Genomic DNA, 11,192 nt, shown 5'->3' on the forward strand with positions numbered 1-11,192 from the left:
CAACGTCCAGAGCCTCCGTCGTCCATGTCAGCGCCTGGCGGAGTTTGCGCGCCCCCGCCTTCCCGTCGGCCAGGACCGCCTCGGCGTCCCTCAGTCCTGGTCCAGGAAGAGCCCGGCGCTGCGGGCCACCTCCTCCACCGTGACGAACCGGGGAATGGGGGCCTTGTCCTCCATCCCCTCGATGACACGGCCCGGCAGGTCCTTCGTCATTCCGGTGATCATGAAGCCCGGCGAGAGGGCGTTCACGGTCACCCCGCGCCGGCCGCACTCGGCGGCCAGGGTGCGGGTGAAGCCGATGAGACCCGCCTTGGAGGCGGAGTACGCCGTCTGGCCCGCGGTCGCGATCAGGCCGGAGGGCGACACGATATTGATGATCCGTCCCCACCGCTGCCGGAGCATGTACGGCACGGACACCCGGGCGGTGTGGAACGAACCGACCAGATTGGTCTGGATCACCTGCTGCCAGTCCGCCGGCGACTGCATCGCCATCAGCGCGTCCTTGCGGATCGCGCCGTTGTTGACGAGTACGTCGACGGGACCCAGTTCGTCGCTGATCCGGGCGTACATCTCGGTGACGGCGTCCCAGGAGCCGACATCACCGGTGACCACGACCGAGTCGTTGGCGAGCTTCTCCTGAACGGCCCGAGCCTGTGCCTCGGAGCTGTTGTAGTGGACCGCCACCCGGCAGCCGAGCGCGTCCAGCTCCAGGGCCAGGGCCTGTCCCAGTCCGCCTGACGCCCCTGTGACCAGGGCGACCGGCTTCTCGGGGCGGCTGCCCTGCGGCTTGTTGCCGCTCATTTCCTCACCCCGCCCCACTCCATGAGGATCGAACCCCAGGTCATACCCGCCCCGAAGCCCGCGAGGAGCACCTTGTCACCGTTCTTGATCCGCCCCTCGTCGAGCGCCTCGGTGAGAGCGATCGGGACGGACGCGGAGGCGGTGTTGCCGTACCGCTCCAGATTGGTGATCAGCGCCTCTTTCCGCAGACCGGTGTGGCTGAGGATCGAGTTGATGATCCGGATGTTGGCCTGGTGCGGGATGACATGGTCGACGTCGGCCGCGTCGACCTTGGCGCTCTCCAGCGTCTCCCGGACCGTACGGACCGTGTAGCGCACGGCGTTGAGGTAGATCTCGTTGCCGTTGATCTGCGCGTAGTGCAGACCCTGGCGGACCGTCTCCTCGGTGGTCGGCATCCTGCTGCCGCCCGCCAGCACCTTGAGACTGCCGGCGCAGGAGCCGTCCGCGCCGAGGTTCCATGCCTTGACCCGGTTCTCGGGCCCCGGCTGGAGCACCACCGCGCCGGCACCGTCGCCGACGAGGATGGACAGATCACGGTCCGCGGGGTTGGCCGTCAGGGTGTGCGTGTCGGAGCCGATCAGCAGGATCGGCCGGGGGTCGATGGCGATCAGCGCCATCGCCGATACCAGCGCGTAGATGAAGCCCGCGCACTCGGAGTTGACGTCGTGCGCCCCGCCCGCGATCCCCAGATCGTGGTGGACGAAGGCGGACGTCGCCGGGGAAGGCTGCTCGGGCGTGGCGGTGGCGACGATCAGATGTGCGATGTCGCCACCGGTCAGGCCCGCCTTCTCCAGCGCGCGACGGCCGGCCTCGACAGCCAGTGAGGCGGTCGTCTGGCCCGGTCCGACGGCCCGGCGTTCCCGGATACCGCAGCGGCTGACGATCCAGTTCTCGTCGACGCCGAAACGCTCCGCCAACTCCACGCTGGTGACCTTGCGCTCGGGTACGGCCATGCCCCACCCGGTGATGTCGAAGCCGTTCACAGGCGCGCTCGCTACGCCTGCGCCGGCTGCGGGACGAGCGCGAGGATCCGCTCGTACACATGGCGCAGCGTGGTGGTGTCGTCGAGGTCGGCGAAGAGCGACTCGTCGGCGGGGATGTCCGGGTACTGGTTCTGGAACCCGTACAGCCACTCCATCAGGTCCAGCGAGTCCACGTCGGCGATGTGCTGGAGCGGTGCATCGGGGCTGACCTCCTGGGCGCCCGACACGGCCTCGAGCTGGCTCGCCAGTTCTTCGATGGTGGGCAGCGTCATGAGCTTCGGTCCTCTCTCGCGGTGCATCCGGTTTCGAGAGGCATGGAAGCGCGGGCCGCGCAACCCGGGCGCAACACCGCCGAAGCATGGGCGTCTTGCACATCTGTTGCGAGCGACACGGTTTGCTCGGGGCCGAATCAACGGTCGGAACGAGCGGCGCAGCGACACAGGAAAGAGGTCGAGCATGACAACGGTCGCCCCCAGATCCGTGGACCCCGAGGTCGACGCGGTAAGGCACCACTACGAGGTGAGCAACGATTTCTACCGGCTCCTGCTGGGTCCGACCATGATGTACTCCGGCGGCTACTGGGAGCAGGGCGAGGACCTCGTCACGACACTGGACGAGGCGCAGGAGCGCAAGCTCGACGCCTTCGCCGAGCTGGCCGAGGCCGCGGGCACCCGCCGGGTCCTGGACATCGGCTGCGGCTGGGGCACCATGCTCAACCGCCTCACCACCGTCCACGGGGTGGAGCAGGCCGTCGGTCTGACGCTGAGCCGCACGCAGGAGGCGTTCATCGCCGGCCTGGACAACCCGCGCATCACCACGCGGGTGGAGAGCTGGGCGGACCACCAGACGGACGACAAGTACGACGCGGCGTTCTGCATCAACGCGCTGGAGCACTTCGTCTCCTCCAACCTGCCGCCGCGCGAGCGCACCAAGCGCTACCGCTTCTTCTTCAACCAGGTCGCCAAGGCCCTGAACCCGGGTGCGAAGTTCGTCCTGCACACGATGACGGCCGAGGCGCAGCCCATGAACCGTGAGCTGCTCGCCGATCTGAAGTTCCTCCAGCGCTCCGAGTTCGAGGGGATGCACATCCCGCATCTCCACGAGCTGACGGCCGCCGCGGAGGGCGTCTTCCACATCGTGGAGATCGCCAACGAGCGGGAGTCCTTCGCCATGGCGTGCCGCGCCTGGCTGAAGCGGCTGGCCGCGGACCGTGAGACCGCTGTCGCCCTGGAGGGTGAGGAGGTCGTGGCCCGCTTCGAGCGCTACCTCGACATCTTCGCTTACACCCTTGAGGACAAGTTCTTCAACAACTTCCGCGTCACCATCGAGCGCAGGGGCTGAGGAGGCCACCGTGACGAGCATTCTCGAACCCGCCCACGGGGGCGGTGTGAGCAACGGGACGGAGGGGTCGGCCGGCCGGGGCCCCACCCGTCATCTGCGGGTCGCGGTCATCGGCACCGGCTTCTCCGGTCTGGGGACGGCCATCCGGCTGCTCCAGCAGGGGATCGACGACTTCCTGGTCTTCGAACGGGCCGGCGAGGTGGGCGGCACCTGGCGTGACAACACGTACCCGGGGTGCGCCTGTGACGTCCAGGCCCATCTCTACTCCTTCTCCTTCGCCCGCAACCCGGAGTGGAAGAGCACCTTCGCCAAGCGCGACGAGGTGTTCGGATATCTGCGGGACTGCGCCGACCGCTTCGGGGTACGCCCGCACATCCGCTTCAACCACGAGCTGATCGCGGCCCGCTGGGACGAGAGCACCCGGTGCTGGCACATCGAGACCTCCGGTGGCGAGTACACCGCGCAGGTCCTGGTCGCGGGCGCCGGCTATCTCAGTGAGCCGGCCGTCCCCGAGCTGCCGGGGCTGGCGGACTTCGAGGGGAAGGTCTTCCACTCGGCCCGCTGGGACCACGACCACGATCTGACCGGCAGGCGCGTCGCCGTGATCGGTACGGGCGCCTCGGCCATCCAGTTCGTGCCGAAGATCCAGCCCGAGGTCGGGCAGCTCGACCTCTACCAGCGCACGCCTCCGTGGGTGGGCCCCAAGAACGACAAGGTCAACAGCGCGTTCCACTCGAAGATGCTGCGCAGCTTCCCCGGCTACCAGCGCTTCCGGCGCAACTTCAACATGTGGGGCCGTGAGGTCCTCGCCTTCGCCTTCGCCCGGCCCAAGGTCGCCGAGAAGGTCCAGAAGATGGCCTCCGACCATCTCAAGAAGAGCGTCCAGGACCCGGCGCTGCGGGAGCGGCTCACGCCCGACTACGTGGTGGCGTGCAAGCGGCTGCTGTTCTCGAACACCTGGTACCCGGCGATCCAGCAGCCGAACGTGGACATCGTCAGCGACTCCATCGACCATGTCCGGGCCAAGTCCATCGTCACCAAGGACGGCCGGGAGCGCGAGGTCGACACCATCATCATGGGCACCGGCTTCCTCGCCACGGACCGTCCGGTCGCACGGCGGATCTGGGGCAAGGGCGGGGTCCAGCTCCGGGAGGCCTGGAGCGAGGGGATGTCCGCGCACCGCGGCACGACCATCGCCGGGTTCCCCAATCTCTTCATGATGCTCGGCCCCAACACCACACTGGGGCACTCGTCGCAGACCGTGATGATCGAGTCCCAGATCGCCTACGTCATGGCCGCGCTCAAGCAGATGGACAAGCGCGGCCTGTCCAGTGTCGAGGTGCGTCCCGAGGCGCAGCAGGCGTACAACGCCACGCTCGACAAGCGTCAGGCACGGGCGGTCTGGAGCGCCGGCGGCTGCAAGAGCTGGTACCTGGACAGCGCTGGGCGCAACCCGTCGATCTGGCCCACGTACACCTGGCGGTTCCGTAACGGCACCAAGCACTTCGACCTGGGCGAGTACCAGCTCGCCACCACTGTGGGCGCCGGCCGGCCGGCGGTCAACCACGTATGACGAACGGGAGAACGGACCAGATGAGCAGTAACACCCCTTCTCGGCGCAGAGTCCTGGGCGGAATGGCCGCCACCGCCGCGACCGTCGTGGGCTGGAACGTGGCCACGCAGACCTGGGCCACCGCCGCTGAGGCGGGCCAGGGCCGTGGCGGTCACGGCGGCGGCGGGGGTCAGGTGACGCCCGTACCGACGCTGGACGGCACACTCAAGACCTCGGCGGCCGACCTTGTGCAGTTCGGCAAGGACTTCGGCAACCTGGTCTCGAACATCACCCCGTGGGCCGCGCTGGTGCCCGGCTCGATCAACGACATCGTCAAGATGGTCAACTTCGCGCGGACCAACGGTCTGAAGATCGCCGCGAACGGGCGCAGCGGCACCGGTGACGACCTCGAGTCGCACTCCAACTACGGCCAGGCGGCGGTCCCGGGCGGTATCTCGATCGACTCCCGCGGTCTGGGGAAGGTCATCAGCGTCGGTACGAACAGCGCCGTGGTCGAGGCGGGTGTCACCTGGGCCCAGCTCACCGACGCCGCCGCGGTCAAGGGCAAGATGCCCCCGGCCATGCCCGACTACATGCACCTGTCGATCGGCGGCACGGTCAGTGTCGGCGGTATCGGCGGCACGGTCGGCAAGTACGGCCTGGCGGTCGACACCATCGAGTCGATCGACATCGTCACGGGCGCCGGGCAGCTGCTGACGGCCTCCGCCAGTGTCCGCCCCGACCTGTTCAACGCGGCGCTGGCGGGCGGCGGCCAGGTGGGCATCATCGTCCGCCTCACGGTGAAGATCGTCCCCGCCAAGGAGCGGATCGTCGTCTTCAACCTCGTCTACAACGACGTGGCGACCTATCTCGCCGACGCCGAGAAGGTCATGGCGGCGGGCAAGTTCGAGGTCCAGGCCGGCGAACTCGCGCGCAAGCCCGACGACTCGGGCTGGCGTTACCGGATGGAGCTGGGTGCCACCTACACCGGCACCGCCCCGGCCCGGGACCCGCTGATCGCCGGACTGCGGGACGTCCGTTCCGAGGCCACCGTCGACGACATGTCGTTCCGTGACTACATCTTCCGCTTCGACGCGTATGTCGAGGGTTACAAGGAGGGTGGCTACTGGGACCAGCCCAAGCCCTGGCTGAGCCTGTTCCTCCCGGCCTCCAAGGTGAAGCAGTTCCTCCAGATCGCCGAGGCCGACCTGACCGCGAACGATCTGGGTGTCGGCTTCGTGCTGACGTACCCGTACCGTACGTCGAAGCTCAAGCGTCCGATGGCGGTGCAGCCGAACGACTCGATCGGCTACCTCTTCGACCTGCTGCGCTTCCCCCACCCCGGTGAGCCGGGCATCCAGGGGATGCTGGAGCAGAACCGCCGGCTGTACGACAAGGCCGTGGCGCTGGGCGCCAAGCGCTACCTGGTGGGCGCCATCCCGCGGATGACCCCCGCGGACTGGAAGAAGCACTTCGGCAACCGCTACGACGACCTGTGCAACGCGAAGCGCCGTTACGACCCGGCGGGCATCCTCACCCCCGGTCAGGGCTTCTTCGCCTGATCCGGTGTGCCGGTCCGCCCGGACCGGCGCGCCGGGCATGGAAGCGGGGCCCGCCTGTACCAGGGGCCCCGCTCCTTCGATCCCATCCGCCGTCCCACACAGGGAGACTGGCATGAACGGCTACGACATCATCGACGAGGCGGTGGTCGACGCCCCCGCGGACGTCGTCTGGGACGCGCTCGTCGCCGAGTTCCGAGGTGCCGCCCGCTGGTGGGTCCCGGCCAACACCTTCGAGACGGTCTCCGGCGCACCCGACGCGGTGGGCGGTCTGGTCGCGGTGACCGTCCATACGAAGGGTGTCGGCAACGGGGGCCCCAAGCTGCGCTTCACCGCCCGTACGGAGTCCGTCGTCCCGGGCCGCAGGATGACCGTCGAGTATGTCGACGGGGTCTTCCGCGGTCCGGCCGACTTCATTCTGGAGCCGCTGGACGAGGGCCGCCGCACCCGTATCACCATGCACTTCCGGGGGCGTCCGCACGGCAAGCTGAAGCTGCTCGCCAAGGTCGCCGACATCGGCGCCGAGCACTCGAAGGCGGCGCAGGCGGCCTTCGTGTCGCTGGGCGAGCAGCTCAGCGCGGTACCGGCCGGAGGCGCGCGATGAGCGGCGTCACCACGGCGGCCGACGCGGGCGCCCGCACCGACGAGACCGCCGTACGCACCGACGACGGCGCCACGCTCGCGGTCACCGTCCTCGCCCCGCTGGAGGCCGGTGCCGGCAGCGGTACGACGGTCGTCCTCGCGCACGGCTGGGCCGCGGGCCGCCGGGTCTGGGGCACCGTCACGGACCGGCTGATCCGGGCCGGGTACCGGGTGGTGCTGTACGACCAGCGCGGGCACGGCGCGTCGAGCCTGGGCAAGGAGCCCATCGCCATCCGGCGGTTCGGCGCGGACCTGGCCGCGGTGCTGGGCGAGACCGGCTCGCGGGACGCGGTGCTGGTCGGGCACTCGGGCGGCGGTTTCGCCGCGATGTCGTATGTCACGTCGGATCCGGCCGCCGCGCGCCGGCTGCGCGGTCTGGTGCTGCTGGGCACGGCCGCGCACGACCAGGAGACACCCGACAGCGAGGTGCGCATGATGGGCAGCGCGCTGTTCTCGCGGGCGCTGCGCCGTCCCGCGCTCGGCCGGCGGCTGCTGGCGCAGACGATGGGCAAGGGCGTCGACCCGTACCTTCTGGAAGTCAACCGGCAGATGTTCGCGGCGGCCTCGCCGCAGGTGCGCGCCGACTGCTTCGCCTCGTCGCGCGGGATGGATCTGCGCGCGGGACTGGCGGTGGTGGAGGTACCGGCCGTGGTGCTCGCGGGCGAGAACGACAAGGTCATCAAGCCGGAGCTGGGCAGCGCGGTGGCCAAGGCGCTGCCGGACGCCCGGTTCGAGCAGCTCCCCGGCGCCGGTCATATGCTCCCGCTGGAGCGGCCGGACGAGATCGTACGGGCCGTCGCGGGGCTCGTCGCCCGTCCGCGCGCGTAGCCCCCGCCGTGATCGAGGAGATCCTGCCCCCGGGCGTCAGGTCGTCGGAAGCGTTCGACGATCTGGCGCCCGCTCCGCTGTTCCCGGAGGAAGCCGCGCTGATGGCGGGGCGCCGGGCGCGCAGACGGGCGCAGTTCGCCACCGCGCGCGCCTGCGCGCGGCGCTCCCTGGCCGAACTGGGCCTGGCGCCGGCCCCGCTGCTGCCGGGCGCCGGAGGCGCCCCCCGGTGGCCCGCGGGGGTGGTGGGCAGCATCACCCACTGCGACGGCTACCGGGCGGCCGTGGTGGCCAGGGCGGCCGAGGTCACCGCGCTCGGCATCGACGCGGAGCCCGCGGAGCCGCTGCCGCGGGGTGTGCTGGGGCTGGTCGCCTCGGCCGGTGAGCGAGCGGCCCTGGAGCGGCTGGCGGACGAGCGCCCAGGGCTGTGCTGGGACCGGCTGCTGTTCTCGGCCAAGGAGGCCGTCTACAAGGCGTGGTACCCGTCCGTGGAGCGCTGGCTGGGCTTCGCGGACGCGACGGTACGGATCAGCCCGGAGGGCACGTTCACGGCCCGCCTGCACCCGGCGGAGCCCCCACCGGGGGCCCCTGCCCGCTTCGACGGCCGCTGGCTGGTCCGGGAGGGCCTGCTGCTGACGTCGGTGACGACGGTAGCGAGCGGCCTCCCGCCGACGGAACCCGCCCGGATCCCGGGTGCCCTGGACCGCCCGGTGAACGCGTAAACGCCCAGGCCCTGCGGGGCCGCCGGCGAGTGAGCCGAAGGGCGCGCCGCTGTCGAAAGGGAGAGCGCGCGCAGGCCGTGAGGAACGAGCGGCCGAGCACGGCCGACCGTCGACAGGGGCACAGAGCGCCCGGAGGCGAACCGAGCCCTAAAGAAGAAGGAGCCCCGCACGGCCGGGTCTCAACTACCTGTCCAGTACCACCGTCTGTGTCGGCGCGCTCAGGCGCTGGAGCGGCTCGCCCTGGCCCCCCTTGCGGAACTCCTGCGGGCTCACCCCCCGTACCCGCTTGAACGCCGCGCTCAGCGCGAACGCCCCGCTGTAGCCGACCCGTCGGGCCACCGTGGCCACCGTCGCGTCCGGCTCGCGCAGCAGGTCCGCGGCGAGGGTGAGCCGCCAGCCCGTCAGATACGCCATCGGCGGCTCGCCGACGAGTGTGGTGAAGTGACGGGCGAGTCCGGCGCGGGAGACTCCCACCGTGTCCGCGAGCGAGGCCACCGTCCAGGCCTTGCCAGGCTGTTCGTGGAGCAGTCGCAGCGCGGGGCCGACCACCGGGTCGCTCTGGGCGCGGTACCAGGCGGGGGCGCCCGACTCGGGTACCGCGAGCCAGGTGCGCAGTACGCTCACCAGCAGCAGGTCCAGCAGCCGGTCGAGGACCAGCTCCTGGCCGATCTCGTCCTTGCTGATCTCCGCGGCGAGGATCTGGACGAGCGGGTTGTCGCCCGCCTCGGCGGGCCGCACCAGCAGCACCGGCAGGGCCGCGAGCAGCCGCCGGCCGATCTCGCTGGGCGCCTGGTAGGTGCCGCTGAGCATCACGGAGGCGCCGGCCCTGCTGTCGTCGCCCCAGGTGCGTACGCCCAGCGCCATCGTCTCGGTGACGTCCTCGCCCTCGGTGGTGTTGCAGCGCTGCTCGGGCCCTACGACGATCTGTACGTCGGTCTCCGGCCGGTCGGAGATGGTGTACGCGTCGGGGCCGCGTACCACGGCGACATCACCGGGGCGCAGCTGTACGGGATGTCCCTTGTCGGGGAGTACCCAGGCGTCTCCGCGCACCATGGTGACCACGGAGATCGGTGCCCGGTCCTCGACCCGGAGGGACCACGGAGGATTGAAGACCGACTTCAGCAGGAACGCGCCGCGGGCCTTCGGACCTTCGAGCAGACCTGTAAGTGTGTCCATGACATATCACCTTAGACGACCCCGTATGAATGGTCACCGGTTTCAACGGATCCGTCTCAGGCGGGGCGGGGGATCGAGGTGGGTGCGCCCGCCCTCCCCGCGGGGGAACGAATGGGAGGACGGGCGCAGTTCGGGGCGGACCGGAGGGCCCGGAGCGGTTCGGGGTCGGGGGCGCGGGCAGGGAAGTGGACGCGGGCAGCGGCGGGGCCGGGGCCGGGGAAGAGAGCGGGGGCGGGGGCGGGATCAGGACTGTGCGGTCGCCGCCCTCTTGTGCAGGACCAGCGCGCGGCCGAGAGCGGCGAGCGCCGCCGTGCAGGCCACCGTGCGCGCGATGTTGGCCGAGGTCCACGGCCGCTCGAACCGGCCGCGCAGCGCGCCGAAGTCGGGGCTCCCCGACGGGGCACCGGCGCGGGCCAGCATCCTGTTGAGCGGGATGTTGACGCACATCGTGACGGCGATGGAGACGCCGTAGAGCACAAAGGCGGTCCGGGTCCAGCGCGCGGCGTCCGGACGTCCCAGACGGCGCTGGAGGGCCGCCGCGACGCCCGTGGCGAGGAAGACCCCCACGAACAGCAGGCCGAACAGCGCGCTGTTGTCGAGGACTCCGTTGATCTGCCGCATGACGGTCACATACGACTGGTCGTCACGGCGTGCGAGGGCGGGCATGACCCCCACGTCGAAGGTGAGGTACAGCCCCGCCATCAGCCCGGTACCGATGGTGGCGGCGGTGAGCACGGGGCCGGCGGCTGCGGGAAGGGTCTCCATCGGGCTTCCTCATCCGGTTGGTGACAGGCGAACGGGCGCGGTACGCCGAAGGCGGCTACCGGCCGGGGCGGCGTTCAGAAGGGCCGGGTCACTCCGGCGAGGGTCCTCTCGTACCGCCTGCGCAGCACCGTACTGCCGATCAGCCGCACGGGGGGCGGAATCGTGGCGGCGACCTGTGCCACCGACCGCTTGTCCGCGCCGTCGAACATCCAGGGCTGGAGCTGCGTCATGACCTTGAACGGGGCGCTGGCGATCACCTTGCGTTCGACCGCCAGATACTCGTCCGGCGCGAGCCGGGCGAAGACGGGGAAGGACACCGCCTCCTCGTCCCGCAGATGATCGCGCAGGACGGAGTCGAAGCGGGTGGCCGCCAGACCGAGGGCCGGCAGGTCGCCGCCCGGCCGCAGCGCGGCCGTGACCGCCTCCATGGCCCGGTCGAGCACCACATGGTCGTCACCGAGCTGACGGGCCTCGGCGGAGAACTCCGGTGCCCTGCGCAGCAGTCCGGGCCACAGGACGTTGTCCTCGCTGCGGTGGTGCCAGTCGATGATGTCGCGCAGCTGCTGCCACCACAGACCGGCCGCGCCGAGACCGGCCTGGGTGAGCCGGGGCGCGGCGGCGAGCAGTCGTCTGGCGTCACGGCGCATCGCGATGTGCATCAGCGCGAACCCGTGGAAGTGAGCGGGCAGGGAAGCGAGTCCGAACTCGCTCGACATGGGGGTACTCATGGCCGCCTCCTCGTGGCTGACGCGTCGTCGCTCGCGCGCCGTCGTACCGGGTCGCTCGATGCGGCGCCGCCGTGGATCGTCGGTACGCCGCTCCCCCGCCC

12 protein-coding genes are annotated in these 11,192 nt (G+C 70.6%); 6 read left to right on the top strand and 6 right to left on the bottom strand.

Annotation, left to right across the window (positions count from 1 at the left end; translation table 11 throughout):
* Window positions 1–90 precede the first annotated feature (90 nt).
* The 3 genes from ACWGDX_RS38590 to ACWGDX_RS38600 are packed head-to-tail and all read right to left on the bottom strand — an operon-like array spanning window position 91 to window position 2,053.
* Window positions 91–798: an SDR family NAD(P)-dependent oxidoreductase gene (locus ACWGDX_RS38590; RefSeq protein WP_453633391.1), complete on the bottom strand. Its 708-nt coding sequence runs from the start codon at window positions 796–798 to the stop codon at window positions 91–93.
* A complete protein-coding gene (locus tag ACWGDX_RS38595) occupies window positions 795–1,781 on the bottom strand; it encodes a 3-oxoacyl-ACP synthase III family protein (RefSeq protein ID WP_453633393.1) in 987 nt (328 codons plus the stop codon). Before ACWGDX_RS38595 ends, ACWGDX_RS38590 begins: the two co-directional genes overlap by 4 nt.
* 11 nt (window positions 1,782–1,792) lie before the next feature.
* Window positions 1,793–2,053 carry a hypothetical protein gene (locus ACWGDX_RS38600; RefSeq protein ID WP_046502425.1) on the bottom strand — a complete coding sequence of 87 codons (261 nt, stop codon included), beginning with the start codon at window positions 2,051–2,053 and terminating at the stop codon, window positions 1,793–1,795.
* Between the two features lie 184 nt (window positions 2,054–2,237).
* On the opposite strand from ACWGDX_RS38600, the gene ACWGDX_RS38605 reads away from it, so the two are divergent.
* From ACWGDX_RS38605 to ACWGDX_RS38630, 6 genes are all read left to right on the top strand, one after another.
* Window positions 2,238–3,122 (top strand): class I SAM-dependent methyltransferase, encoded by an 885-nt coding sequence (locus ACWGDX_RS38605; protein ID WP_453633395.1) that lies wholly within the window; start codon window positions 2,238–2,240, stop codon window positions 3,120–3,122.
* A 10-nt stretch (window positions 3,123–3,132) separates the two neighbouring features.
* Window positions 3,133–4,695, top strand: a complete 1,563-nt coding sequence (locus ACWGDX_RS38610) for a flavin-containing monooxygenase (protein ID WP_453633397.1) — start codon at window positions 3,133–3,135, stop codon at window positions 4,693–4,695.
* Window positions 4,696–4,715: 20 nt separating this feature from the next.
* Window positions 4,716–6,236, top strand: a complete 1,521-nt coding sequence (locus ACWGDX_RS38615) for an FAD-binding protein (protein WP_453633399.1) — start codon at window positions 4,716–4,718, stop codon at window positions 6,234–6,236.
* Window positions 6,237–6,348: 112 nt separating this feature from the next.
* The gene (locus ACWGDX_RS38620; protein WP_382853891.1) at window positions 6,349–6,837 is read left to right on the top strand and encodes an SRPBCC family protein; all 489 of its coding nucleotides are present in this window, start codon (window positions 6,349–6,351) and stop codon (window positions 6,835–6,837) included.
* The gene (locus ACWGDX_RS38625; RefSeq protein WP_453633401.1) at window positions 6,834–7,703 is read left to right on the top strand and encodes an alpha/beta fold hydrolase; all 870 of its coding nucleotides are present in this window, start codon (window positions 6,834–6,836) and stop codon (window positions 7,701–7,703) included. The genes ACWGDX_RS38620 and ACWGDX_RS38625 overlap by 4 nt, the downstream gene beginning before the upstream one ends.
* 8 nt (window positions 7,704–7,711) lie before the next feature.
* The gene (locus ACWGDX_RS38630; protein WP_453633403.1) at window positions 7,712–8,422 is read left to right on the top strand and encodes a 4'-phosphopantetheinyl transferase family protein; all 711 of its coding nucleotides are present in this window, start codon (window positions 7,712–7,714) and stop codon (window positions 8,420–8,422) included.
* Between the two features lie 183 nt (window positions 8,423–8,605).
* Here the strand turns inward: ACWGDX_RS38630 and ACWGDX_RS38635 are convergent, their stop codons facing one another.
* From ACWGDX_RS38635 to ACWGDX_RS38645, 3 genes are all read right to left on the bottom strand, one after another.
* A complete protein-coding gene (locus ACWGDX_RS38635) occupies window positions 8,606–9,598 on the bottom strand; it encodes an AraC family transcriptional regulator (RefSeq protein ID WP_453633405.1) in 993 nt (330 codons plus the stop codon).
* Window positions 9,599–9,841: 243 nt separating this feature from the next.
* A complete protein-coding gene (locus ACWGDX_RS38640; RefSeq protein WP_453633407.1) occupies window positions 9,842–10,363 on the bottom strand; it encodes an anthrone oxygenase family protein in 522 nt (173 codons plus the stop codon).
* Between the two features lie 74 nt (window positions 10,364–10,437).
* Window positions 10,438–11,192 (bottom strand): hemerythrin domain-containing protein (locus ACWGDX_RS38645; protein WP_453633409.1); only part of this gene is annotated, 755 nt, incomplete at its 5' end.

This window comes from Streptomyces sp. NPDC055025 (assembly GCF_053608565.1).

Bases quoted from the DNA above. Each gene is read 5' to 3' on its own strand.
- ACWGDX_RS38605 (WP_453633395.1), top strand. From the start codon at position 2,238: ATGACAACGGTCGCCCCCAGATCCGTGGACCCCGAGGTCGACGCGGTA.
- ACWGDX_RS38615 (WP_453633399.1), top strand. From the start codon at position 4,716: ATGAGCAGTAACACCCCTTCTCGGCGCAGAGTCCTGGGCGGAATGGCC.
- ACWGDX_RS38625 (WP_453633401.1), top strand. From the start codon at position 6,834: ATGAGCGGCGTCACCACGGCGGCCGACGCGGGCGCCCGCACCGACGAG.
- ACWGDX_RS38620 (WP_382853891.1), top strand. From the start codon at position 6,349: ATGAACGGCTACGACATCATCGACGAGGCGGTGGTCGACGCCCCCGCG.
- ACWGDX_RS38590 (WP_453633391.1), bottom strand. From the start codon at position 798: ATGAGCGGCAACAAGCCGCAGGGCAGCCGCCCCGAGAAGCCGGTCGCC.
- ACWGDX_RS38635 (WP_453633405.1), bottom strand. From the start codon at position 9,598: ATGGACACACTTACAGGTCTGCTCGAAGGTCCGAAGGCCCGCGGCGCG.
- ACWGDX_RS38600 (WP_046502425.1), bottom strand. From the start codon at position 2,053: ATGACGCTGCCCACCATCGAAGAACTGGCGAGCCAGCTCGAGGCCGTG.
- ACWGDX_RS38640 (WP_453633407.1), bottom strand. From the start codon at position 10,363: ATGGAGACCCTTCCCGCAGCCGCCGGCCCCGTGCTCACCGCCGCCACC.